Genomic DNA, 25003 nt, shown 5'->3' with positions numbered 1-25003 from the left:
CATGACCGAGCAGATGACCAGGACTCAGGCTCGAGGGGTGCTGCTCCCGCTCGCACTAGCGCAATTCATCTGCAGCTTCGCCGGCTCGAACATGAACGTGATGATCAACGACATGAGCGAGGACCTGAACACCACGGTGCAGGGCATCCAGGTCGCGATCACCATCTTCCTGTTGGTCATGGCAGCGCTGATGATCCCCGGCGGCAAGCTCACCGACAAGTACGGCAGAAAGCGCCTCTTCATGCTGGGGCTGGTCATCTACGGCGTCGGCGCACTGATCAGTGCGGTCGCACCCGGGCTTCCCGTGCTCATCTTGGGGAACTCGATCCTCGAGGGAATCGGCACTGCTCTGCTCATCCCGCCGGTCTACATCCTGACGACCCTCCTTTTCCACGACCTCGGCTCCCGTGCCCGCGCGTTCGGCGCGATCAGCGCGATGGGAGGCATCGGCTCGGCCGCCGGGCCGCTGATCGGTGGGCTGATCACCTCGGCGATCAGCTGGCGTGCCGCGTTCGTCTTCCAGGCCCTGATCATCGTGGCGATCGTGCTGCTCAGCCGAAAGATCAAAGATCCCCTCCCCGCCGATCCAACCCGGAAGTTCGACCTGCTGGGCGCCATTCTCTCGGCCGGGGGCCTCATCCTGATCGTCTTGGGCATCCTTGCCACAGACAACAGCCTCATGTTGATGGTGGTCCTGATCGGCTCGGGCGTGCTGGTGCTGGTGGGCTTCTTCCTCTCGGTGCGGGCGAAGGAACGCACCGGGCAGGAACCACTGCTGTCGACGAGCCTGTTCCGCAACAAGACGTCGAACCTCGGCCTGATCACCCAGAACGCGCAATGGCTGATGCTGCTGGGGTTCTCATTCATCGTGGCCAGCTTCCTGCAGGTGGTGCGGGGCTACAACGCCATCGAGACGGGCATCATCTTCACCGCTGCGACCGTCGGGCTGCTGGCATCGTCCCTCGGCGCGGGCCCGTTGTCGAAAAGGTTCGCGCAGCGGACGCTGATCATGTCCGGTTTCGCCCTGACAACCGTTGGCATGATCTTCGAGGTCCTGTTCGTGCGCAACACCCAGACCCCGTGGGCGTTCGTGCCAGGGCTCCTGCTCACCGGGGTGGGCGTGGGCTTGATGCTCACGCCCTCGGTGAATGTCGTGCAGTCGAGCTTCCCCGAGTCCAAGCAGGGCGAGATCTCCGGCCTTTCCCGAAGCGTCTCCAACCTCGGGTCATCGCTCGGCACGGCGATCGCCGGCACGATCCTCGTTGCGGGCATCGCTTCTACTCCTGGCCAGAACTATGCGATTGCCACGTTCGTGCTCGCCGGAATCGGCGTCGTCGGCCTTGCCGCGGCGGCCTTCCTACCGCGCAAGATCACCTCGCCGGTCGAGGAACCGGCGAGGTGAACGCAGATCAGCGGCGCTCGGCCCGCTTGGTCAGCTTGCCGTCCAGCGTGATGGCCGCGTTGATCAACGCCAGATGCGTGAACGCCTGCGGGAAGTTGCCGATCTGCTCACCAGTCAGCGCGATCTCTTCTGAATACAGGCCGAGGTGATTGGCGTAGGTCAGCATCTTCTCGAAGGTGACCCGTGCCTTGTCCAGCTGCCCGGCCCCCGCCAGCGCCTCGACGTAGGTGAAGGTGCACAGCGAGAAGGTGCCCTCTGAACCACGCAGCCCATCGGGCGACGCCTCGGGGTCGTACCGGTAGACGAGGCTGTCGGTGACGAGTTCCCCATCCATCGCTTCCAGGGTGGACTGCCACATCGGGTCGGTGTGGCTGATGAAGCCGAGCGCCGCCATCCGCAGCAGCGACGCATCGAGCACGTCGGTCTCGTAGTGCTGCACGAACGCCTGCCGCTGAACGTTCCAGCCCTTCTCCATGATCTGGTTGAATACCGCGTCCCTCGCTGCCATCCACCTGTCGAGGGAGGCCGGTCGCCCATGTTTCGTCGCGAGGCGGATGCCTCGGTCGAAGGCCACCCAGCACATCAGCCGGCCGTAGGTGAAATCCTGCCGACCGCCGCGGGTCTCCCAGATGCCCTCCTCCGGCTGGTCCCAGTGATCCACGAGCCAGTCGAGCACCTCGCACACCTTCAGCCAGCCGACGTAGTTCATCTGGAAGCCGCGTTGGTCCGCCGCATACAGGCTGTCCATCATCTCGCCGTAGATGTCGAGCTGCAGCTGGTCGGCTGCGCCGTTGCCGATCCGCACCGGGAATGAGCCCCGGTAGCCCTCCCAATGGTCGAGGCTCTCCTCGCTCAGCTCGCTCGAGCCATCGATGCGGTACATGATCTGCAACGGGGTCCCACCATCCGCTCGCGCGTCGGTGACCCGTTCCCGCAGCCAGACGCCGAAGGCGCGCGCTTCCTCCATGAAGCCGAGTGCGAGCAGGGCGTACACCGAGAACGACGCATCCCGAACCCAAGTGAATCGATAGTCCCAGTTGCGCTCGCCGCCAATCTGCTCCGGCAACGCAGCAGTGGGGGCGGCGACGAGTCCTCCGCTGGGCGCGTAGGTCATGAGCTTCAGCGTTATCGCCGAACGATTCACCATCTCGCGCCAGCGGCCCGTGTAGGTGGACCGCTCGAGCCAGTTCGTCCAGAACCGGGCGGTGGTGTTGAAGAGACTCCACACATCGCCGACACTCGTCTGCCGAGCCTCGGTGGACCCGACGTCGAGGATCATCCCGCGCATCTCACCCGCGGCCAAGGTCACTCGCGCGTGCACATCTCCGACCTCGTCGACCATGCCCTGACCCAGCGGCTCGTCGTCGGTTTCCCGCACAATGCTGACAGCCATCGACGTCCGCTCGCCACGAAAGACGGCCCCGCTTTCACTGAGCTGCGTCTGGTGCTTGTCGCGGCCGTAGTCAAACCGCGGCGCGAGATCGAGCTCATAGGTCATGTGTCCCCGGATGCACCGCAACATGCGCACGATCCGGTGCTGATCGGACGGTACCTGCGAACTCGTGACCGGCATGAAGTCGACGACCTCGCCGACACCGTCCTCTGTCAGGAATCGGGTAACCAGAATCGCAGTGTCCGGAAAGTAGAGCTGCTTGGTGGTGAACGCCTCCTCGGTCGGCCGGATGCGACAGAACCCACCTTTCTCCCGGTCGAGGAGCGCCCCGAACACGCTCGGCGAATCGAATCGCGGTGCGCAGAACCAGTCGATGGAACCATCCGTCGACACGAGAGCCGAGGTCTGGAGGTCTCCGATGAGTCCGTGGTCCTCGATGAGCGGGTAGCCGTCTTTCATGTGAGTCTCCTCCCTCTACCTCCCGATTGTGAGGTGGGCGTTTTGAACGCCAATCATCCTGACCGGATGAACCTGCCGGATGATGCCCGGGGACCGACTTATAGTCGTCCCATGGTGCTCAGTCGCTGGCAGCAGCTGACGCAGTGGCCGATGGTCGCCGCCGCCGTGGTCTTCACCGTCGTCTATGCCTGGGTGGTGATCGCGAATGTCCAGGCACCGGACGATGCGGTACCGCGTCTGGTCCTCGCCGCGATCTGGCTGATATTCGCTGTCGAGTACGTCGTGTGCATCGTGCTGGCCGAGGCTCGCGGCGAGTGGTTTCGCACCCACCTGGTCAACCTGGCTGCGGTGATGGTGCCGATTCTGCGTCCGCTTTTGCTGTTGCGGCTGCTGCGCCTGGTTCCGTCGCTGCGCGCCGAGACGGGGACCGCGGTCAGGGGACGGTTGGCGATCTACGCAGTGGCGACATCCGTCCTGCTGATCTTCATGGGTGCACTGGCCGTCCTGGACGCCGAGCAGAACGCGCCGGGGGCCAACATCACCGAGTTCGCGGATGCCGCGTGGTGGGTTGCGGTCACCGTCACCTCGGTCGGGTACGGCGATTACTTTCCCGTCACCGCGGCGGGGCGGTGGGTGGCCGTTGGGCTGATGTTCGGCGGGCTGGCGTTGCTCGGCACCGTGGCGGCGACGCTGTCGTCGTGGCTCATCGACCGGGTTCGCAGCAGGCACGGCGGCGGGTAAGCTGCACCGTCGCCGGCGGGTCACCAGCCGCCGCGGGTGGGAGTGTGGCCATCGCGCGCATCATCCGGCATCGGCATCTCGGCGCGCAGCCCCAGCAGCCGAATCGGCCGTCCGGGCTCGCGCTTGGCGGCCAGCTCCAGCGCCCGGGCGAGCACGACCTCCCGCTCGGTGACCGGCGGGATCTTCTTGGCGAAGGTCTTGGTCATGAACGGCGCATAACGCACCTTGAGTGTCAGCCCGATCACCGGCCGACCCTCCGCCGACACGTCTTCCAGCACCCGGTCGACCAGTTCGCGCACAGCCTCCTCGACCTGCGCCGGGTCCGTGAGGTCCTGCTGGAACGTCGTCTCCCGACTGTGGCCGCGCGCCACCCAGGGCGTGTCGTCGACGATCCGGGTGCCGTCGCCGCGCCCGAGCTGCGCGAACCACGGTCCCATCCGCGGGCCGAACTCGGCGGCGAGGATGTCCGGGTCGGCGGTGGCCAGCTCGGCGACCGTGGTGATGCCACAGCCCGCCAGGCGGCGGGCGATCTTCGTGCCGACGCCCCACAGCGCGACGGTGGGCCGATCCCCCATCACCGCAAACCAGTTCTCGGCGGTGAGGCGGAACACGCCACGCGGCTTCCCGAACCCGGTCGCGACCTTGGCCCGGATGAGTGTGTCGCCGATGCCGACGCTGCAGTGCAGGCCGGTGCCGCCGAGCACTGCCTGCTGCAGCTGGCGCGCGACCGACTCCGGGTTCGCCGTCAGGATGCCCACGAACGCCTCGTCCCAGCCGAGCACCTGAACGCGCGCGCCCGGCTGTGCCCGCAGAATTGTCATCACCTCGTCGGATTTCGCGAGGTATGCCTCGGCATCGACGGGCAGGATCACCGCATCCGGCACTTTGCGCGCGGCGATGCGCAGCGGCATCCCGGATCCGACACCGAACTCGCGCGCCTCGTAGGACGCTGTAGAGACCACCGCGCGTTCGGTCGGGTCGCCTCGCCCGCCGATGATCAGCGGCTTGCCCGCCAGCTCGGGGCGCCGCAGCACCTCGACGGCGGCGATGAACTGGTCGAGGTCGACGTGCAGCACCCACGGGGTCAGGTCCACGAGACCAGTCTCCGCCTCGCCTGCGACGCCGAAAAGGGCAACCAGCTGTCTCGCCGGTCTCCCGGGAAGGCGAAAGGGCCGCATCCGGTGTCGGATGCGGCCCTGTGCGTGGGTCGGTTACTCGTCGACGCCGACCGGCTCTGCGGCCTGGATCGGCGTGCTGTCGGCCCCGCCCTGCGCGGCGCGCAGCGCGGCACCCAGCTCGGCGTCGACGTTCGTCCAGTACCAGAAGAAGCGCTCGATCACCTCGGGGCGGGTCAGAGAGTGCAGCTGACCCGTGAGCACCTCGAGGAAGCGGGCACGTTCGCCGTCGTCGAACACCTCGCGGTAGAGGGTGCCCGCCTGGCCGAAGTCGTCGTCCTCGGCGTGCAGGGTGGCGGCGGCGCGGGTGAGCGCGCCATCCGTCTCCCAGCCACCCTCACCGGCGCGCGCGGCGTCGGCCTCGGGCCCGCCGAGCGAGTTCGGCGTGTACACCGGGGTGGATGCGTCGTTGTAGAAGTACCGCATGTTGCCCTCGTGCTGGTAGTTCTTCACCTCGGCGGCGTGCGGCTGGTTCACCGGCAGCTGGTTGTAGTTTGTGCCGATGCGGTAGCGCTGCGCGTCGGCGTAGGCGAATACGCGGGCCATGAGCATCTTGTCCGGGCTGAGGTCGGTGCCAGGCACCAGGTTCGACGGCGCGAACGCGGCCTGCTCGATCTCGGCGAAGAAGTTCTGCGGGTTGCGGTTCAGCGTGAAGTGGCCGACCTTGACGCGCGGGTAGTCCTTCTTCGAGATCGTTTTGGTGATGTCGAACGGGTTGAAGCGGTAGGTCTTCGCCTCCTCGTACGGCATGATCTGCACGTACACGTCCCAGACCGGGTTGTCGCCGGAGCGAATCGACTCGTACAGGTCGCGGCGATAGTAGTCGGCGTCGGAGCCGGCCAGCTTCTCGGCCTCCTGCGGCGACATGGCCTCGACACCCTGGCGGGACAGGAAGTGGTACTTCACCCAGAAGCGCTCGCCCGCCTCGTTGATCCATTGGTAGGTGTGCGAGCTGTAGCCGTTCACGTGACGCCAGCTGCGCGGCAGGCCGCGGTCGCCCATCAGATAGGTGACCTGGTGCGCGGACTCGGGCGAGAGCGTCCAGAAGTCCCACTGCATGTCGGCGTCCCGGAGGCCTGATGCGCCGAGTCGCTTCTGCGAATGGATGAAGTCGGGGAACTTGATTCCGTCGCGGATGAAGAACACCGGGGTGTTGTTGCCAACGATGTCGAGGTTTCCCTCGGTGGTGTAGAACTTCAGCGCGAAGCCGCGCACGTCGCGCCAGGTGTCGGGCGAACCCTGCTCACCGGCAACGGACGAGAAACGCAGCAGCATCTCGCTCTTGGCGCCGGGCTGGAACACCGCCGCCTTGGTGTAGGCGGAGACGTCCTCCGTCACCTCGAACTCACCGAACGCGCCGCCACCCTTGGCGTGCGGGTTGCGCTCCGGCACGCGCTCGCGGTTGAAGGACGCGAGTTTCTCGACCAAGAAGCGATCGTGCAGGGCGGTGATGCCATCCGGTCCCGTGGTCAGCGAATGCGCGTCGCTGGGGACCGGGGCACCGGTTTGGGACGTGGTGAAGTCCGTCATATTTCTCCTTGTTGGTGGTTGGGTAGATTTCGGATGCCTAGGAGGCGACGGTCGCAGCCTGGCACTCGGCGCACAGGCCCCAGAAGGTGACCTCCGCCTGCTGCACGGCGAAGCCGTGCGTGTGCGACGGGACAAGACACGGCGCCTCGCCGACGACACAGTCCACGTCGCTGATCGCACCGCATCCGGTGCAGACGACGTGGTGATGGTTGTCGCCGGTCCGGCGCTCGTAGCGCGCCGGCGACCCCGCGGGCTGAATGCGGCGGATGATGCCCGCCGTCGTCAGATCACCGAGGATGTTGTGCACCGACTGCACCGAGAGACCGGGAAGTTGCTCCTTCAGCGCCCGGAACAGCGTCTCCGCGTCGGAGTGCGGAAGGTGGTCGAGTGACTCGAGCAGCGCGACCCGACCGCTCGTGACGCGCAAACCGGCGTCACGGAGTTCCTGATCGAGGGCGGTGGGCATGCACCCACCTTATCGTGAATAACTATAAAAAGCTAGTTATTCATGTCAAGCGGCGATGATCCGCTTGGCTCCGCTCTCGAACTCGACCAGGTCGCCGGTCTCCCCCGCCTGCGCGGCGCGGCGCCCGAGAATCCACTGGTAGTAGAGGAAGGCAGCGAGGGCGAGCGTGCCGATTCCGATCTTGATCGCCCATGGCCAGTCCTGCCGCGTGACGAACCCCTCGATGATGCCGGAGAGCAGCAGCGAGAGGGTCAGTCCGACGGCGACCGTGATGAGCGCGCGACCGTCCTCGGCGAGCGCCTGCCCGCGCGTGCGCGCACCGGGGGCGACCCAGGACCAGAAGATGCGCAGGCCGGCGGCGCCCGCGACGAAGATCGAGTACAGCTCGAGCTGCCCGTGCGGGAGGATGAAGAGGAAGAACGTGTCGAGGTGGCCCTGCTCCGCCAAGACGGCTGCCGCACCGCCGACGCCGGTCGCGTTCTGCATCAGGATCCAGGGAGCCCAGACGCCCAGGATGCCGAAGGCGACGCACTGTATTGCGATCCAGGCGTTGTTGGTCCAGACGAGCGCGCCGAACTCGGCCATGCCGTGCTCGGAGTAGTAGTTCACGAAGTCGTCCTCGGCGTACTGCCTGCGCAGCTCGTCGCTGCCGAAGTTGGCGAGCACCCCGGGGGTCTGCGCCGCCCAGAACGCGAACAGGGTGGCGACCGCGATCCAGATCACGGTGACCCACAGCGACAGCCAGCGGATCCGGTACAGTGCCGCGGGCAGCTGCGCGCCGAAGAACAGCGGGATCCGGCTCATCGGGTTCGACTTCGCACCGGTGAAGCGCAGCCTGGCCCGATGGATGGCGACCGACAGCCGGTCGCCCTGGATCGACTGCCCGACGGTGGTCTTGATCACCGAGAGGTCGCTAGCCGCCGCCTGGTAGCGGTCGATGAGTTCGTCGGCTTCGGCGCCGTTGAACCTGCGCTTGCTCCCCAAGCGGGCAAGCTCGTCCCATTCATCGCGGCGGGCGGCGGAGTAGGCGTCGAGGTCCATCTGCTTAAATACTAGACATGACCTCGGTATCCGCGGCATCCGTCGACGAGAGCCACGCGGACGACGGATCCGAACTCATCCTCGGTGAAGCCGTCGCCCTCGATACCCGGCCCGCGAGCTACATCGTGCGCGCGGCCGGAACCATGATCGACTGGGTCGTCTACTTCGGGGTCTGGCTGCTGCTGGTGATCGCCGCCACCACCCAGACCGTCATGCAGTTCGTGGACCCGTCGCTGATGACCATCCTGATCATCGTCTCGCTCGTGCTGTGCCTGGTGATCATCCCGGCCACCGTCGAGACCGTCTCGCAGGGAAAGTCGCTCGGCCGCCTGGCCCTCGGCACCCGGATCGTGCGCGACGACGGCGGCTCGATCGGATTCCGGCACGCCCTCATCCGCGCGCTTCTCGGCGTGATCGAGCTGTTCCTGAGCCTCGGCAGCATCGCCGCGTTCGTCGGGCTGCTGAACGCGAAGGCGAAGCGCCTCGGCGATCTGCTCGCCGGCACCTACAGTCAGCACGAACGCGTGCCGAGGCATGACCCGCCAGTGTTCGGCGTGCCAGTCGAGCTTCAGGGTTGGGCCGCCACCGCGGACGTCGCCCGGATGCCAGACCCCCTCGCCCGCCGGATCGCGCAGTTCCTGAGGCAAGCCGGCAACATGGTGCCGGATACGCGGGTGCGGGTCTCCCGCGAGCTGGCCAACGAGGCGGCGCAGTACGTTTCACCGATCCCCCGCAGCAACCCTGAGCTGTTCCTGGCCGCGGTGTCCGCGGTGCGCCGGGAGCGCGAGTTCGCGGCGCTGGAGCGCGAGAAGCAGCGGCTCGAGCGGGTCACGCCGGTGCTGGACGCGCTGCCGCACGGCTTCCCGAAGCGCGGCTGAGCCTAGCGGCCCGTGAAGTTCGCGTCGCGCTTCTCGACGAAGGCCGCCATCCCCTCTTTCTGGTCGTCCAGGGCGAACATGCTGTAGAAGGTCCGGCGTTCGAACCGGATGCCCTCGGTGAGCGTCGATTCGAACGCGACGTTCACAGCTTCCTTCGCTGCCTGGGTGACCGGCAGGGACTTGCCGGCGATCGTCGCGGCGACAGCCAACGCCTCCTCCAGCAGGTCGGCAGCCGGCACGATCCGGGACACCAGTCCGGCGCGCTCTGCCTCCTCGGCCCCCATCGTGCGTCCGGTCAGGATGAGGTCCATCGCCTTCGCCTTGCCGATGGCCCGCGTCATCCGCTGGCTGCCGCCCATCCCGGGGATGACGCCCAGGTTCACCTCTGGCTGCCCGAACTTCGCGGTGTCGGCGGCGATCAGGATGTCGCACATCATCGCCACCTCGCATCCGCCACCCAGCGCGTAGCCGGAGACCGCGGCGATCAGCGGCGTGCGGATGCGCGCGAACGCGTCCCATTCGTCGAACAGCCGCTCGGCGGCGACATCCTGCTGGCTCTTGTCAGCCATCTCCTTGATGTCGGCACCAGCGGCGAACGCGCGTTCCGAACCGGTGAGCACGATCGCGCCGATCTGCGGGTCACGGTCGAAGTGCACCGCCGCCGCCAGCACCTCGTGCATCACGGTCGCGTTGAGCGCGTTGAGCGCGTCCGGCCGGTTCAGGGTGATCAGCCCGACCCGGTCGCGCCTTTCGACGATGATGGTCTCGAATTCGGTCATGCGGCGCCCTTCTCGCTCTGATCCCGGATGCTGTTGATAATGCCCGAGAAATCCGTATCGGCGCCGCCGCTCTCGGCGAACCGCTGGTACAGCTCGTTCGCGAGCATGCCGATCTCGGCATGGACGCCGGTCGACTCGAGCGCGCGGGCGGCAAGCCCCAGGTCCTTGGCCATGAGCGCCGCCGCGAATCCGGGCTGGTAGTCCCGGTTGGCCGGGCTGGTCGGCACCGGGCCCGGGACCGGGCAGTTGGTGGTGAGCGCCCAGCACTGTCCGGATGCGTTGGACGCGACATCGAAGAGCGCCTGGTGGGAGAGTCCGAGCCGCTCCCCCAGCACGAACGCCTCGCTGACGCCGATCATCGAGATGCCCAGGATCAGGTTGTTGCACACCTTGGCGGCCTGCCCGAGCCCGGACTCGCCACAGTGCACGACGCGCTTGCCCATGGTCTGCAGCACCGGCTCGGCAACCGCGAAGTCCTCGTCGGAACCGCCGACCATGAAGGCGAGCGTCGCTGCCTCAGCGCCGACCACGCCTCCCGACACCGGCGCATCCATCGCCCGATGACCGGCATCGTAGGCGAGCTGCGCGGCCCGCCTGGCGTCGTCGACCGCGATGGTCGACGAGTCGATGAACAGCGTGCCTGGGCGGGCGGCGCCGAGCAGCCCCTTCACCTCGTCGGTGCCGTTGTAGACGCGCATCACCTGGTCGCCGGTCTGCAGCATCGTGATGACGATGTCGGCGTCGGCCGCGGCCGATCCGGCCGACTCGGCGATCGGGATGCCGAGTGCGGTCGCCGCCTCGATCGCCGCTGGTGCGACGTCGAAGCCGCTGACCTCGTAGCCGGCTTTCATCAGATTCGCCGCCATCGGGCACCCCATGTGCCCGAGGCCGATGAACGCAATCTTCGTTGACATTGTCATCCCCTTCGTGAGCTGGTCGCGCTAGCCGCGCTGTTGCTGCTGTTCAACGAGGCCAAGGGTGAGATCATCGACCGGCTCGAAGAACTCGTCGATGTCTTCCTTGTTCAGGTCCTCGACGCGGTCCGGTTTCCACTTCGGCCTGCGGTCCTTGTCGATGACCTGCGCGCGCACGCCCTCGGCGAAGTCGCGGTGCTGCAGCGCGTGCAGCGAGACGCGGAACTCCTGCTCGAGCGCGTGCTCGAGCGTCTCCAGCTCGCGCGCCCGGCGCAGCGACTCGAACGCGACGCTGAGCGCAATCGGCGACTTGATGCTCACCGTCTCGGCCGCAGCGATGCTCTCCTCGGTCGCGATGTCGCGCAGCCGCTTCACGACATTGGCGACGGTGTCGGCGGAGAACGCCTCATCGATCCAGCCTTGCTGGGCCACCAGGTCGGATGTCGGCGGTTCGGTTGCGACCGCGGCGATCGCCTCATCGGCGGGGGTGGCCTCGAGCGCCTCGAGCAGGGCCGGGAGCCGGTCGGAGGGCACGAAACGGTCGGCGAAACCGGTGGCGATGGCATCCGCCCCCGACATCGGCTTCGCGGTGAGGGCGAGGTAGACGCCCAGCTCACCGGGCGCTCGCGATAGGAGCCAGCTGCCACCGACATCCGGGATGAACCCGATGCCGGTCTCCGGCATGCCCACCGTCGAGCGCTCGGTCACCACCCGGTGCGAGCCGTGCGCCGAGATGCCGACGCCGCCGCCGAGGGTGACACCGTCCATGATCGCAACGTACGGCTTGGGGTAGCCGGCAATGTACGCGTTCAGCCGGTACTCATCCGCCCAGAACCCGGCCGCCGCCTCGATGTCCTGCGACTTCGCGGCGTCGTACAGCGCGACGATGTCGCCGCCCGCGCACAGCCCGCGCTCGCCGGCGCCGGTGATGACGACCGTCTGCACGTCGTCGTCGGATGCCCACTCGACCAGGGTCTGCGTGAGCCGCTTGATCATAGGGTGGGTGAGCGCATTGATGGCGCGCGGACGGTTCAGCGTGATGTGGCCGAGCCTGCCCCGCTTCTCCGCGAGGATCTCCGCATCCGCGTCGCTCACGCCGCCTCCTCGATGAGTGAGCGCCCGATGATCATGCGCATGATCTCGTTGGTCCCCTCGAGGATCTGGTGCACGCGCAGGTCGCGCACCACCTTCTCAATGCCGTAGTCGGCGAGGTAGCCGTAGCCGCCGTGCAGTTGCAGCGCCGAGTTGGCGACCCGGAACGCCGCGTCGGTGGCGAACCGCTTCGCCATCGCGCACAGGGCGACGGCATCCGGATGCCCGGAGTCGAGCGCCTGGGCGGCGCGCACCACAAGCCCGCGGGCGGCCTGCAGGTCGGTTTCCATGTCGGCGAGGGTGAACACGATCGACTGGTTGTCCGCGAGCGGTGAGCCGAAGGCACGGCGTTCCTTGACGTAGGCGATAGTGCGCTCGTGCGCCCACTGCGCACCGCCGAGGGAGCACGCCGCCATGTTGATGCGTCCGCCGTTGAGACCCTTCATCGCGACGGTGAAGCCATCCCCCTCCGCTCCGAGCAGGTTGGCGGCTGGGACTCGCACGTCGTCGAGGATGACCTGACGGGTGGGCTGGGCGTTCCAACCCATCTTCTTCTCATTCGCGCCGAAAGACAGGCCCTGGGCATCCGCGGGCACGATGAACGCGCTGATGCCCTTCGGGCCGGCGTCGCCGGTGCGCGCCATCACGATGTAGACCGCGGAGGTGCCGGCGCCGGAGATGAACTGCTTGACCCCGTTGAGCACGTACACGTCGCCGTCGCGCACTGCGCTGGTGGCGAGAGATGCGGCATCCGACCCCGCACCGGGCTCGGTGAGGCAGTAGCTGCCGAGCTGCTCCATCGAGGCGAGCGCGGGCACCCAGGTCTGCCGCTGGTCGTCGTTGCCGAACGAGTCGATCATCCAGACGATCATGTTGTGGATGGAGATGTACGCCGCGATGGTGGTGTCGCCCTTGGCGAGCTCCTCGAAGATGATGGCCGCGTCTGTGCGACTGAGGCCGGCGCCTCCGACATCCTCGCCCGCGTAGACCCCGCCGAGGCCGAGCTCACCCGCGGCGCGCAGCACGTCGACCGGGAAATGTTTCGACTGGTCCCATTCGACGGCGTGTGGTGCCAGCTGGGACTGGGCGAATTCGCCGACCACTTCGATGAGTGCGCGTTGTTCGTCGCTCAGGTCGATCATGCTCTTCATTGCGCGTAACCCCTGGTTCCTTGTGGGAGGGACAGTGAGCGCAAGCTTAGTGAGCGGTCCTAGGAGTCCGCCGCACCGCTTTCATCGAGTCGGGAGTTGTCGCCCAATTGGGCTCGCTCATAAGGGCAACTACTCCCGACTCGATGGATGCGGCGGGTCAGTAGCGGTAGTGGTCGACCTTGTACGGGCCGTCGAGGGGCACGCCGATGTACACCGCCTGCCGCGGCGTCAGGGTCGTCAGCTCGACCCCGAGCGCGTCGAGGTGCAGTCGGGCGACCTTCTCGTCCAGCTTCTTCGGCAGCACATAGACGCGCGTGTCGTAGTTGGCGCGATGCGCGTAGAGCTCGATCTGCGCGAGCACCTGGTTGCTGAACGAGTTGCTCATCACGAACGACGGATGCCCGGTCGCGTTGCCCAGGTTCATCAGCCGGCCCTCGGACAGCACCAGGATGCTGCGACCGCTCGGCAGGCGCCACTCGTGCACCTGCGGCTTGATCTCGACGCGCTCAGCACCGGCGAGCCGCTCGAGGCCGGCAATGTCGATCTCGTTGTCGAAGTGCCCCACGTTGGCGAGCACCGCGAGGTGCTTCATGCCGAGCATGTGCTCGACGGTGATGACGTTCTCGTTGCCGGTGCCGGTCACCCAGATATCGACCTCGTCCAGCACGCTCTCGACGCGAGCGACCTGGTAGCCGTCCATCGCCGCCTGCAGCGCGTTGATCGGGTCGATCTCGCTGACGATGACCCGGGCGCCCTGCCCGCGCAGCGCCTCTGCCGCACCCTTGCCGACATCGCCGTACCCGGCCACGAATGCGACCTTGCCGCCGATGAGCACGTCGGTTGCGCGGTTCAGGCCATCCGGAAGCGAATGCCGGATGCCGTACTTGTTGTCGAACTTCGACTTCGTCACCGAGTCGTTGACGTTGATCGCGGGGAACAGCAGCTGGGCGGCATCCTGCAGCTCGTAGAGGCGGTGCACACCGGTGGTTGTCTCCTCGGTGACGCCCTGGATCCCGGCTGCGACCTTGGTCCAGTGGTTCGGGGAGGTTGCGAGCGACGAGCGCAGCACGTCGAGGATGACCCGCCACTCGTGGGTGTCGGTCTGGCTGGGGTTGGGCACCGCGCCCGCCGCCTCGAACTCGACGCCCTTGTGCACGAGCAGGGTCGCGTCGCCGCCGTCGTCCAGGATCATGTTCGGCCCGTCGAAGCCCTCGGCCGTCCAGTCGAAGATCTGGGTGGTTGCCCACCAGTACTCCTCGAGGGTCTCGCCCTTCCAGGCGTACACCGGGACGCCAGCCGGTGCATCCGTCGTGCCGTTAGGGCCGACAACCACAGCCGCGGCCGCCTCGTCCTGGGTCGAGAAGATGTTGCAGCTGGCCCAGCGCACCTGCGCGCCGAGCGCGACCAGGGTCTCGATGAGCACCGCCGTCTGCACGGTCATGTGCAGGCTGCCTGCGATGCGCGCACCCTTCAACGGCTGGGCCGCGGCGTACTCTGCGCGCAGGGCCATCAGGCCGGGCATCTCGTTCTCGGCGAGGCGCAACTGGTGCCTGCCGGCCTCGGCGAGGCTCAAGTCGGCGACCTTGTACGGCAGGGATGTGGTGACAGTCATGGCCTCATTCTTCCAGCCCGCGGCTCGCGTTACCTCGGCGGGTCGAAAAATGTGCGGGTCAGCCGCGGATGATGCCGAGCGCGCGGTCCCGGATGCGCTCCATCAGGTCGCGCGTGCCCGCTTCGACGTTGAGGCGCAGCAGCGGCTCGGTGTTGGACGGCCGCACGTTGAACCACCAGAATTCACCGTCGTCGTAGCCGCTGACGGTCAGGCCGTCGAGTTCGTCCAGCTCGGCGCCCGCGAACCCCTCGATCACGCGCGCGTACGCCGACGGCACATCCGTCACAGTCGAGTTGATCTCGCCGCTCTGGTGGTACGGCGAGTACCGGCGCGACAGCGCCGACATCGGCTCGTCGTTCGCGCCGAACTCGGCAAGCACGTGCATCGCGGCGAGCATGCCGTTGTCAGCGCCCCAGAAGTCGCGGAAGTAGTAGTGCGCCGAGTGCTCGCCGCCGAAGATCGCGCCGGTGGCCGCCATCTCGTCCTTGATGAGCGAGTGCCCCACCCGGGTGCGCACCGGGATCGCCCCGGCGTTCTCGATCGCCTCCGGCACCGCGCGCGAGGTGATCAGGTTGTGGATGACGCAGAGCTCGCCGTCAGGGTCGGCGGCGCGTGCTCGGGCGATCTCCCGCAGCGCGACGATCGCGGTCACCGCCGACGGGTTCACCGCGGCGCCCTTCTCGTCCACCACGAAGCACCGGTCGGCGTCGCCGTCGAAGGCCAGCCCGAGATCCGCCTCGTGCTCGACTACGGCGCGCTGCAGGTCGACCAGGTTCGCGGGCTCGAGGGGGTTCGCCTCGTGGTTCGGGAACGTGCCGTCAAGTTCGAAGTACAGCGGCACGATCTCGATGGGCAGCTTCGGCAGCCCCGCCGCCTCGCCCAGCACGGCCGGGACGGTCATCCCACCCATGCCGTTGCCGGCGTCGACGACGATCTTCACCGGCAGGATGCCGCTCAGGTCGACCAGCTTGCGCAGGTACGCGGCGTAGTCGGCGAGCACGTCCAGTTCACGGTAGCCACCCGGCGTCTGCACCGCCCGGATGCCGTCGGCCAGGTAGTGCGTCGCCCGGTCCCGGATGGTCGCCAGCCCGGTGTCCAGGCTGATCCCGCGGGCGCCGGCACGGCTGAGCTTGATGCCGTTGTAGGTGGCAGGGTTGTGGCTCGCGGTGAACATCGCGGCCGGGGCGTTCAGGTGACCGGATGCGAAATAGCTCTGGTCCGTTGAGCACAGCCCGATCGAGACCACGTTGCCGCCGCGGGCCTGCGCGCCGCGCGCGAAGGCGGCCGCGAAGCCGGGTGAGGAGTCGCGCATGTCGTGGCCGACGACGACCTCGCGGCCGGCGGCATCCACCTCGTCGACGAATGCGGCACCGAATGCTTCGACGACCTCATCGGTGAGTTGGCTGCCCACCAGTCCCCGCACGTCGTAGGTCTTGACGAACTGCGTGAGGTCGACTCGTTCAGAGCTCATTGTTCAACGCTACATGACGGATTACCTGCCAGCCGCGGGGAGCCGAGAGCCGCTCGGCATGCACCGGGCACAGGTCGTAGCTGTGCGGCTCGTGCCTGTCGGAGAGGGGTCCGAGCACCGCCATCGAGTCCGCATAGACGTAGGTGAAGGTCTGCGTGGCCTCATTGGTGCACGCGACCTTGCTGCAGAGCCGACCGTCCATTTGCCCCACTGTACCGATCGGGGGGGCCTGGTCTGGGGAGGCTCCGCCACCAGCGCGCGCGAATTGTGCGAGTGCGCGCGCAATATCCCGCGCGCTCGGGGGCGCTCGCCCTGCGGCGACGGTCGCACACCCGCGGCGCGTAGAATCACGGCATGGCCCGCTCCCGACACACCGCCCCGACGCCGGTGCGACGTCGGGACCGGCACGGCCACGGCATCCGGTCGGCGGTCACCGGGCCGCTGCTGCCCCGGCTGTACTCGCGCGCGGGCCTCTTCGACCAGACCGTAGCCTCGACCGCCGAGTATTTGAAGGGCCTGTGGCCGGACGAGCTGGGCTCGACGCGCTTCGAGGTCGCCGCGCTCCCGCCCGGCCCAGAGCGCGGTCGCGTGCAGCGCTGGCAGGTCTTTCCCGCGGAACGCCGCATCGTGCTCTACCGGGTGCCGATCGAGCGACTCTCCCGCCTGCACCGCCGCGACGACCTGCACCGCCGGATGCTGGTCGAGAGCTGCGTGTTCCGCGCGGTCGCCGAGCTCCTCGGCCGCGATCCGTGGGATCTCGCCCCGGACCGCTTCCGCCACTTCTAGTTCGCTAGAGCAGCACCCGGATGTCGCGCGCGAGCGGCGAGGGACCGGTCACCACGAACCCAGCCAATTCGGTCGCGCCGCGGTAGCTCACCGACACGTGCAGCTGGTCGAAACCGTCCAGTTCGAACGTGCCGCCTGCCGGAACCGGCACAACAGCAGCAGCACCAGCCGGTACGCTCACCGTCTCCTCGCTGCCGGTCTCCGACGTGACCGTGACCTCGGCATCCTGCTCGGTGGGGTTGACCAGATGCAGCGCAGCCCACGGCCCCGGGGCGACGCTCAGCAGGGCCGGTTCGCTCAGGACGGGAGCGGCTCCGAACCACGCGAAGTCGGTGCCGCCTTCCCCATCGGCCGTGGTTGACCGGGCTGCGGCGACGACCGGCAACGTCGCGTCGACACGCACGGTGTAGGAGCCGTCCTCGATGTGGTCGAGCGCGACGTCGATGACCTGTCCCGCGGTCAAGTCGATCGCGACCGGGTCGACGGCGGGCGACCCGTCCTCGGGAGTCATGCTGAGCATGGCTGTCGCGTCCTCGTTGCCCGGCGCCAGCAACCGGATGACCGCGCCGGCGTCGTCGACCGTGGCACCGGCGGTGAGCTCTTCGGCCGCGTGACCGCCATTGATGACGAACCCGGGGATCACGATGCCGGTCGACGGCGCATTGACGCCGCCGATCAGGTCGACGCCACTGGGCGCGAGGGTGCGCACGATCGATTGCTGCAGCGTCGCCACGATCTCCCCGCCGCGGCTCACCACCCGGATGACCGGCGACGCGGCATCCGGGGCGAACCCGGCCAGCGGCAGCACCCGCTCTCCCCCGGGCGGCACAACGATGCCGTCGGTGCCGGCCGCGGTGATGATCCCGTTCTCGGTGTGGATGGTGAGGTCGACCAGGGAGTCGACCGTGCTCGGATTGACCAAGCGGATGAGGGTGACCCGTCCGGTGGTCGATGCCCCGCCGACCAGCCAGGTCTGGCTAGCCGGCATCGCGCACTGCGCCGCCGCGAACCCGGCGAACTCGCCGCCGGCCTGGCTCTGACTGGCACCGAACGTGGACTGTTCCGGCCCGGTCGGCTCGAGCGTGACGCGGTGCGGTCCCCCGGCGCCACCGGCCATCGGCTGCAGCCGCGGCATGCCGTCGGTCGCGGCGAAGCGGATGTCGGGCTCGCCGATCGGGGCGACCGCGCGGGCGTCCTGGCCGCTCTCGTCGCCGAACCTCAGCAGCGAGCCGGCGCACACGCGCTCCTGCGCGGCTGCTGTCGGATGCACGTCCAGCGCTCGCACATCGCCGCCAACCGTCGGCAGCGGAAGCCAGGTCGCGCCGGCGATCGCGAGCGCGGCGACACCGACCCCCACCGCGCCGGTCAGCACGCGTGCCCCGACGACCACCGCCGAGCGTCCCTTGGGGGCCGGGGCGGGTTCGGTGGCGAGTTCCTCCGGTGCCTCTTCGAAGTCGGTCGCGTCGGTCATTCCTCACCGCTTTCGAACGTGTCGGCTTCTCCGGCGGGTCCGCGTCCGCTGTACACCTTCCGCCTAGTCCCGAACGGCAGCGCAAGCAGCACCGCGATGCCGAACACCACGCCTTGGCCGATCAGGATGCCGCGGCCGATTGCGGTGTCGGTGTTGCCCGGATGCTCGGGCTGGGCTGCCAGCTCGCCGTCGAACCGCCACAGGTTGCCGTCGACTGTCCCGCCGGCGGCGGTCAGCGCGTCGTTGGCGTTCAGCGCGTCGGATGCACGCCGCTGGGTGTCGGCGTCGCCGTGCGTGAGCACGATGAAGCCGATGCCGAGCTCGGCCAGCTCTGCGGCGCTGTCGAAGCCGCTGCGTGACACCAGGTTGCCGGCGAGTTTGGCGATGCGCTGCTGCTCGGCGCTGGCTCGGGCGGCTGTGGTCGCGAGCGTCGACTGGTCGTCGAGGGTCGCCCCCGCGCCGCGCTGCAACTTGGCGGCGACCCGGTCGTCTGGCCTCGGCGAGAGGACGAGCGTGCCGACATCCGGTTGCTGATCGGCGAGCGCATTCACCAGCGCGGGCACGATCGGGCGGCTCGAAGGGGCAACCGCGGCCGCGCCGATCAGGATGGCGCCCAGCAGCGGCACCGCGACGGTGGCGGCGGTGATGCCGGTGAGCAGCGCGGATGACGTTGCCGCCCGCCCGAGGGCGTCGAGCGCGACGAGGGCGGCGGCGATGAGTCCGAGCCAGAACAGGCTGAGTCCGGACCCCGGCCACACCGTCACCGGCTGGCCGCCGACAGAGGCCAGCGCCAGGTGCGTCGCGGCAACCGCGGTGAGGTAGCCGAGCAGCGCGGTCAGCGTGGCCGGGATGGCGCGGTAGGTCCCGCGCAGGAACAGGGAAAGGAGGGCGAGCACCGCGAGCGGCGCGAGCAGGCCGGCGATGACGAACGGCGCGATGGAGTCGGGCACGCCGAGCGCCGCCAGCAGCTGCGGCCAGCCGAGCAGGCTGCCATCGGCGTCGCCGAGAGCGAGCCGCCATCCGGATGCCGCGTCACCGGACACAGGCACGCCAGGGTCGGCGAACACGGCCAGCGGTGTACCGCGCACGAACTGGGTGACAACCAGGGGCGCGAACAGCGCGAGCAGCGGGATCGGGACGCCGATCGTGCGCAACAGCGCGCGCGGGCGGGCGATGAGAGCGCCGAGCCAGAGCAGCAGCAGCGCGGGGATCAGCACCGGCGCCGACGCGCCGACCACCGCCAGCAGGATGCTGGCCGCCGCGCCTGCCGCCAACGACCGACCGGAGCCGATCACCGCGAGCGCGAGCCATGGCAGCACAAGGTGGGCGATCGCGGCGCCGAGCTGGCCGCTCGCGAGGGAGGACAGCAGCGGCGGCGCCACGGCCCACAGCAGTGCGGCCAGCACCGGCAGCCAGCGCGTTGTGGTGAGGCGGCGCGCGCAGCACCACGCGCCGAGCGCAGCCAGCGGCAGCGCGGCCAGGTAGAGCAGCAGGATCGAGTAGCTCGGCGCCCAGAAGGTGATGGAGCCGAGCACGGCGAGGACAGCGGCGAACGGGTCAGCGGCGCCGAGGAAGCCGGTGCCGAGTTCGCGCCAGCCGTAGCCGACGTTGCCCCACAGGTCGCCGACGTCGGTGCCCAGCGGCAGCAACCCGCCGCCTCTCAGCACGCTGGCGCCGAGGAGCGGCGCGAACGCGATCAGGCCGACCACCGCCATCGCGACCACCGCCCACAGCCCGCCGTCGCCCAGGAAGCTGGCCCGCGGGACGGGGATGCCGCCCACGTCGTCGATGAGCGCGGCCTCGCGGGCCTGCGCCCGGCGCTCGCGGAGCTCGCCCAGTCGCATCCGGAGACCAGCGATGGCCGCCCAGCCGACCGTCCGGGTGCGGCGCAGGTTACGGCGCGCGGGCAGCACCGAACCGTCGACCAGCGCGCGGAAGGCCGCCGAGAACTCGGCCGGGACCAGACCCGGATGCTTGGAGAGCAGGTGCGCGAGCGACCGGAGGACCGCGAGGGGCAGGAACGACAGCCAGTGCACGACCATCGCCAGCGCCGGTGCGTAGACCATCCGCCGGTGCAGTTCGGCCGAGCGGGTGATGCGGAACCGCCGCGCAGTGGAAAGCGGGCGCGCGCCGAAGGCCTCGGCGCCGCCCGCGCTGAGCACCCGCGCGCGCGGCACGAGGATCACGCGGTGGCCGGCGAGGCGAGCGCGGATGCAGAAGTCGAGGGCCGCGTCGATGCTGGGCAGGCCTGGGTCGAAGCCGCCGAGGCGGGCCCACAGCGTGCGGCGCACCAGCATGCCGCCGCCGGCGATCCCGAGCACGTCGTCGCGGCGGTCGTGTTGGCCCTGGTCCAGCTCGCCGTGGACGAGTTCCACACGCGCGCCCAGGGTGCTGACGGTCTCACCGAAGGAGTCGATCAGGTGCGGCTCGCTGCTGCGCATGAGCTTCGGGCCGGCGACGGCGACGGAGGGCGCGATCTCGACCGCGCCCAGCAGGCGCTCGAGCGCGTGTTCATCCGGGGCGTTGTCCTCGCGCAGCAGCCAGAGCCACTCCTCTTCGGACTCCGGCGGGGCGGCGACGTGCACCGCGTGGCTGACCGCGCCGCCGAAAGTGGTGCCCGCTCGTGCCGAGACGACGTGGCCGGGGCCGAATTGCGCGATCAACTGGGTGATCTGGGCGGTGGAGCCGATCTCGACCACGATGACCGCATCCGGTGCCCGCGTCTGGGCGCCAAGGGCACGAAGAGTCTTGTCGAGATTCTCGGCCCCGGACTGGGCAACGAGGATCGCGGTGACTCTGGGGTGCATTGAGTTGACGTTACGCGCGTTTGCGCAGCTTGCGACGTTCCCTCTCGGAGAGTCCGCCCCAGATGCCGAACCGTTCGTCGTTCTCGAGCGCGTACTCCAGGCACTGCGACTTCACTTCGCAGGACGCGCAGATCTTCTTCGCGTCGCGTGTTGAGCCGCCCTTCTCCGGGAAGAAGGCCTCTGGGTCGGTCTGCGCGCACAGCGCGTCCGACTGCCACGCCAGAGCACTGTCATCGTCGCCAACGCTCGTCGGCCGAACGCCCGGAACGCCCAGCTGAACCGGGTCGATAAACCAGTCGTCGGGGACCCCTCGTCGTTGCTCGGCAATCGCCATAGCACACCCTCCCCGTTCTCCATGTGTGCGACGTGCGCAACACTTGGAGATAATTACACTCTTGTAATTCGCGTAGGTCAAGTCGCGAATGTTAAACCCTCAAGCGGTTGCTGAAGGTTCACGACGCGCCGACCATGCACTTTCCACCATGTCGGAAAGGCTGTTCCGCATCCCCCAGTCGAGATCTCGCGCTGCGAGATTCCCCGACGCGACAATTCTTGCAGGATCTCCCGGACGGCGCGCCCCGACTTCGGGGGTGAAGTCGACGCCGGTGACTGCGGCGATTTCCTTCATGATCTGCGCCACCGAGACACCATTGCCGCTGCCGAGGTTGTAGGCCGGCTGGATCGGCGCGCCGGTTTCGAGGCGGTGCGCGGCGGATGCGTGGGCGAGCGCGACGTCGGCGATGTGCACGTAGTCGCGAACACACGTGCCATCCGGCGTCGGGTAGTCGTCGCCGTGGATGGTTGGTGTCTCGCCGTCGAGGAGACGCTCGAAGACGATCGGGAACAGGTTGTGCGGGCTCACGTCGTAGACGTCGGGCAGGCCGCTGCCGACGACGTTGAAGTAGCGCAGGCTCGTGTGCTTCAGGCCGGTGGCGATGGCTTGGTCGCGCAGCAGCCATTCCCCGATGAGTTTGGTCTCGCCATAGGGAGATTCGGGGGCAGTCCGGGTGTCCTCTGTGACGAGGTCGACATCGGGGTTGCCGTAGACGGAGGCACTCGAGGAGAAGACCAGCTTGTCGATCCCGGATGCGTCCATCGCGCCGAGCAGCGTCGCGGTGCCGGTGACATTGACCTCATAGGTGTGCAGCGGCCGCTGAACCGAGACGCCGGCGAACTTGAAGCCGGCCAGGTGCACCACGCCGGTGATGCCGTGGCGCTGCATGGTGCGCAGCAGCAGATCGCCGTCGAGGATGGAGCCGCGCACGAACTGGGCGCCCGGCGGGACGAACTCGATGCGGCCGGTGGAGAGGTCGTCGAGCACGACGACGTTCCGGCCGGATTCCTGCAGCGCCGCGGCGACGTGCGAGCCGATGTAGCCGGCGCCGCCGGTCACGAGCCAAGTCATCCCCCAAGGCTAGCGGCGCGCCTGGTGTCAACTGAAGCGGGTCGGGATGCGGCGGTAGCCGTCGCGGTGCACGAGGTTCGCGGTGGCCGAGATGGCCGCGACTGCGATGGTGGCGAGTACGAGAATCATGGCAGTAATTCTTTGCCTAGTGTTTTCCTGCCACTAGTGGCAGTATGGACAGCATTAGGTCCATTCCTGCCACGGGAGGCGCCATGCTCAACAAGGTCGTTCTGCTTGCGATCCCCGGTGTCGCGCCGTTCGAGTTCGGCACCATCTGCGAGGTATTCGGCATCGACCGCACCGAGAGCGGCGGGCCGGCATTCGACTTCACCATCGCCACGTCGCGGCCGGGTCGGGTGCGCACGTCGCAGGGCTTCGACATCGTGATCGAGAACGATCTCAGCGCAGCGGCGGATGCCGACCTGCTCGCGGTGCCCGCGCACAGTGTCGACGAGGTCGACGATGAGGTGCTCGAGGTCATCCGGGCTGCCGAGCGGCGCGGGGCGTGGGTGCTGAGCGTCTGCTCCGGTGCGTTCGTGCTCGCGCAGGCGGGCGTCCTGGACGGCCGCGCCGCCACCACCCATTGGATGTACACCGACAAGCTCGCTCGCGAGTATCCCGGCACGAGCGTGAACCCGGATGTGCTGTTCGTCGAGGACGGCAACGTCGTGACCAGCGCCGGCACGGCATCCGGAATCGACGCGGCCCTGCACATCGTGCGCAAGGAGCTCGGTGCGGCGGCGGCGAACGTGATCGCGCGCCGGATGGTGGTGCCCCCGCAGCGGGACGGCGGCCAGTCGCAGTACATCGACACGCCGATCCCGGAGTGCAAGAGCGACTCGCTCGCACCGGTGATCGAGTGGATGCTCGAGCACCTCGACGAGGAGCTCACCGTCGATCAGCTGGCGCGGCGCGCGCTCATGTCGTCGCGCACGTTCGCCAGGCGATTCAGGGCGGAGACCGGCACGACCCCTGCCGCCTGGCTGAACCGTCAGCGGCTCGTGCGCGCGCAGCAGCTGCTCGAGCAGAGCGACCTCAGCCTCGAGCAGGTGGCGGCGCGCACCGGGTTCGGGGCTGCCGCCGTCATGCGGCACCACTTCGTGAAAACGCTGCAGACGACCCCGACCGCGTACCGTCGCACCTTTGGGGAGCGCGTGCCGGCGCTCGCTGGTTGAGGGATTCCACGCAGCCCGCTGGTTGAGGGATTTCGCGCCAGCGAAATCGTCTCGAAACCAGCGTTGGCGGCAGGCTGGTTTCGAGACGGTCGCTGCGCGACCCCTCAACCAGCGAGGGGGGTCAGCGGGTGGTCGCCACGAAGAGGTCGCCGGCTCCGGCGATGGTGAGCGGCCCGGCATCCGGGGACACGTAGAGAGACTCACCGCGCTCAATCCGCACCGCATCGCCGCCGTGCGCCACCTCGAACCCGCCGGCCGTGCACACGACCACCATCGGCCGCCCGCCGCCGATCGCCGCATCGCCGGTGACGTGCAGCAACTCGAAGCCGGGCCCATCCGGACGGTACGCCGTCACCGACGCGCTCACCTCGATGGCACTGAGACGCGGCTCGGCCAGCTCGGTGAAGTCGGTCAGCGCCAGCAACTCTGGCACGTCAACGTGCTTGGGGGTGAGTCCGCAGCGCACGATGTTGTCGGAGCTGGCCATCAGTTCCATGCCGATGCCGCTCAGGTAGGCGTGGATGTTCCCGGCTGGCATGTACAGCGCCTCGCCGCGCCGCAGCGTCACCCGGTTCAGCAGCAGCGACACGACGATGCCCGGGTCGCCCGGGTACGCCTCGGCGAGGGTGCGCGCGGTCTTCAACGCGATCCCGTCCCCGGATGCGGCGAGCGCCGTCACCTCAGCGATGAGGTCGTCGACTCCGTCGCCGCGGGTGACGAGCCATTCGACGGTGCCCGGCAGGTCATCCAGCCGTCCGGCGAGACCCGTCAGACCGAGGCCGGTGAGGAGCTCACGGGTCTGCTCGACCGGCCGGAACCCGCACAGCGCCTCGAACCGGTCGCAGAGCGCGACGACGATCTCGGGCTTCGCGAACGGGTCCTTGTAGTTGCGGTGCGGCGCATCGAGCGGGATGCCCGCCGCGTTCTCCCGCTCGAAGCCCGCGGCTGCCTGCTCGGCGTTCGGGTGCACCTGCAGTGACAGCGGCCCACCCGCGGCGAGGATCTTCAGCAGGAAGGGCAACGGCTCACCGGATGCCGCGAGCCACTCGTCAAGACCCCTCCCGTCGTCGAGAACCCGGGCCGGCGACCCCGGATGCGAGCCGAACCAGAGCTCGGCCTCCGGCCCGCCGGATGGCGCTGTCCCGAGCAGGTCGGCGATCGCTGTGTGCGAGCCCCACGCGTACGGGCGCGGCGAATTGGCGATGCGCACGAGCACGGGCCACTCCTTCGCCGAAGCGACGTCATCGGGGCGATC

At 68.5% G+C, this 25003-nt stretch carries 22 protein-coding genes; 5 read left to right on the top strand and 17 right to left on the bottom strand.

Translation table 11 applies throughout. The annotated features are described in order from the left end of the window. The first annotated feature begins 1 nt into the window (after position 1). Positions 2-1402, top strand: coding sequence for an MFS transporter (locus HGK58_RS05495; RefSeq protein ID WP_168626481.1), 1401 nt, complete (start codon positions 2-4; stop codon positions 1400-1402). Positions 1403-1409: 7 nt separating this feature from the next. Here the strand turns inward: HGK58_RS05495 and HGK58_RS05490 are convergent, their stop codons facing one another. Next, positions 1410-3254: a glycoside hydrolase family 15 protein gene (locus HGK58_RS05490; protein WP_168626480.1), complete on the bottom strand. Its 1845-nt coding sequence runs from the start codon at positions 3252-3254 to the stop codon at positions 1410-1412. A gap of 111 nt (positions 3255-3365) precedes the next feature. Here HGK58_RS05490 and HGK58_RS05485 point away from each other — a divergent pair, with 111 nt between their 5' ends. After that, a complete protein-coding gene (locus tag HGK58_RS05485) occupies positions 3366-3995 on the top strand; it encodes a potassium channel family protein (protein WP_168626479.1) in 630 nt (209 codons plus the stop codon). Between the two features lie 20 nt (positions 3996-4015). Here HGK58_RS05485 and HGK58_RS05480 read toward each other — a convergent pair whose 3' ends face one another. The 4 genes from HGK58_RS05480 to HGK58_RS05465 form a co-directional block, all read right to left on the bottom strand. After that, positions 4016-5071, bottom strand: coding sequence for a DNA polymerase IV (locus HGK58_RS05480; protein WP_168626911.1), 1056 nt, complete (start codon positions 5069-5071; stop codon positions 4016-4018). Between the two features lie 135 nt (positions 5072-5206). Continuing rightward, positions 5207-6700 (bottom strand): catalase, encoded by a 1494-nt coding sequence (locus tag HGK58_RS05475; RefSeq protein WP_168626478.1) that lies wholly within the window; start codon positions 6698-6700, stop codon positions 5207-5209. A gap of 37 nt (positions 6701-6737) precedes the next feature. After that, on the bottom strand, positions 6738-7166 hold the full coding sequence (locus tag HGK58_RS05470) for a Fur family transcriptional regulator (RefSeq protein ID WP_168626477.1): 429 nt from the start codon (positions 7164-7166) through the stop codon (positions 6738-6740). A gap of 45 nt (positions 7167-7211) precedes the next feature. Then, positions 7212-8207, bottom strand: a complete 996-nt coding sequence (locus HGK58_RS05465) for a stage II sporulation protein M (RefSeq protein ID WP_168626476.1) — start codon at positions 8205-8207, stop codon at positions 7212-7214. A gap of 17 nt (positions 8208-8224) precedes the next feature. Here HGK58_RS05465 and HGK58_RS05460 point away from each other — a divergent pair, with 17 nt between their 5' ends. Continuing rightward, positions 8225-9085, top strand: coding sequence for an RDD family protein (locus tag HGK58_RS05460; RefSeq protein WP_168626475.1), 861 nt, complete (start codon positions 8225-8227; stop codon positions 9083-9085). A gap of 2 nt (positions 9086-9087) precedes the next feature. Here HGK58_RS05460 and HGK58_RS05455 read toward each other — a convergent pair whose 3' ends face one another. From HGK58_RS05455 to HGK58_RS05425, 7 genes are all read right to left on the bottom strand, one after another. Beyond that, positions 9088-9864, bottom strand: coding sequence for an enoyl-CoA hydratase (locus HGK58_RS05455; protein ID WP_168626474.1), 777 nt, complete (start codon positions 9862-9864; stop codon positions 9088-9090). Further along, positions 9861-10778 carry a 3-hydroxyisobutyrate dehydrogenase gene (mmsB, locus tag HGK58_RS05450; protein WP_168626473.1) on the bottom strand — a complete coding sequence of 306 codons (918 nt, stop codon included), beginning with the start codon at positions 10776-10778 and terminating at the stop codon, positions 9861-9863. The genes HGK58_RS05455 and mmsB overlap by 4 nt, the downstream gene beginning before the upstream one ends. A gap of 27 nt (positions 10779-10805) precedes the next feature. Beyond that, positions 10806-11873: an enoyl-CoA hydratase/isomerase family protein gene (locus HGK58_RS05445; RefSeq protein ID WP_168626472.1), complete on the bottom strand. Its 1068-nt coding sequence runs from the start codon at positions 11871-11873 to the stop codon at positions 10806-10808. Further along, on the bottom strand, positions 11870-13012 hold the full coding sequence (locus HGK58_RS05440; protein ID WP_168626910.1) for an acyl-CoA dehydrogenase family protein: 1143 nt from the start codon (positions 13010-13012) through the stop codon (positions 11870-11872). The genes HGK58_RS05445 and HGK58_RS05440 overlap by 4 nt, the downstream gene beginning before the upstream one ends. 166 nt (positions 13013-13178) lie before the next feature. Next, positions 13179-14633 (bottom strand): adenosylhomocysteinase, encoded by a 1455-nt coding sequence (gene ahcY / locus HGK58_RS05435; RefSeq protein ID WP_168626471.1) that lies wholly within the window; start codon positions 14631-14633, stop codon positions 13179-13181. Positions 14634-14691: 58 nt separating this feature from the next. Further along, the gene (locus HGK58_RS05430) at positions 14692-16104 is read right to left on the bottom strand and encodes a phosphomannomutase/phosphoglucomutase (RefSeq protein WP_168626470.1); all 1413 of its coding nucleotides are present in this window, start codon (positions 16102-16104) and stop codon (positions 14692-14694) included. Then, positions 16094-16306: a DUF3499 family protein gene (locus tag HGK58_RS05425; RefSeq protein WP_168626469.1), complete on the bottom strand. Its 213-nt coding sequence runs from the start codon at positions 16304-16306 to the stop codon at positions 16094-16096. The genes HGK58_RS05430 and HGK58_RS05425 overlap by 11 nt, the downstream gene beginning before the upstream one ends. Positions 16307-16458: 152 nt before the next feature. On the opposite strand from HGK58_RS05425, the gene HGK58_RS05420 reads away from it, so the two are divergent. Beyond that, positions 16459-16890 carry a metallopeptidase family protein gene (locus tag HGK58_RS05420; protein ID WP_168626468.1) on the top strand — a complete coding sequence of 144 codons (432 nt, stop codon included), beginning with the start codon at positions 16459-16461 and terminating at the stop codon, positions 16888-16890. A gap of 4 nt (positions 16891-16894) precedes the next feature. Here the strand turns inward: HGK58_RS05420 and HGK58_RS05415 are convergent, their stop codons facing one another. From HGK58_RS05415 to galE, 4 genes are all read right to left on the bottom strand, one after another. Beyond that, positions 16895-18361, bottom strand: coding sequence for a DUF5719 family protein (locus tag HGK58_RS05415; RefSeq protein ID WP_168626467.1), 1467 nt, complete (start codon positions 18359-18361; stop codon positions 16895-16897). Continuing rightward, on the bottom strand, positions 18358-21168 hold the full coding sequence (locus HGK58_RS05410; protein WP_168626466.1) for a glycosyltransferase family 2 protein: 2811 nt from the start codon (positions 21166-21168) through the stop codon (positions 18358-18360). The genes HGK58_RS05415 and HGK58_RS05410 overlap by 4 nt, the downstream gene beginning before the upstream one ends. 10 nt (positions 21169-21178) lie before the next feature. After that, positions 21179-21502, bottom strand: coding sequence for a WhiB family transcriptional regulator (locus HGK58_RS05405; RefSeq protein ID WP_168626465.1), 324 nt, complete (start codon positions 21500-21502; stop codon positions 21179-21181). Positions 21503-21601: 99 nt separating this feature from the next. Beyond that, positions 21602-22573, bottom strand: a complete 972-nt coding sequence (gene galE / locus HGK58_RS05400; protein ID WP_168626464.1) for a UDP-glucose 4-epimerase GalE — start codon at positions 22571-22573, stop codon at positions 21602-21604. Between the two features lie 212 nt (positions 22574-22785). Between galE and HGK58_RS05395 the strand changes: the two genes are divergently transcribed. Beyond that, positions 22786-23748 carry a helix-turn-helix domain-containing protein gene (locus HGK58_RS05395; RefSeq protein WP_168626463.1) on the top strand — a complete coding sequence of 321 codons (963 nt, stop codon included), beginning with the start codon at positions 22786-22788 and terminating at the stop codon, positions 23746-23748. A gap of 121 nt (positions 23749-23869) precedes the next feature. Here the strand turns inward: HGK58_RS05395 and manA are convergent, their stop codons facing one another. Further along, on the bottom strand, positions 23870-24964 hold the full coding sequence (manA, locus tag HGK58_RS05390; RefSeq protein WP_168626462.1) for a mannose-6-phosphate isomerase, class I: 1095 nt from the start codon (positions 24962-24964) through the stop codon (positions 23870-23872). Between the last annotated feature and the right edge of the window lie 39 nt (positions 24965-25003).

The sequence above is a fragment of the Cryobacterium sp. BB307 genome (assembly GCF_012274275.1).
Lineage (GTDB): Bacteria > Actinomycetota > Actinomycetes > Actinomycetales > Microbacteriaceae > Terrimesophilobacter.
This window is presented reverse-complemented; position numbering and strand designations above follow the sequence as displayed.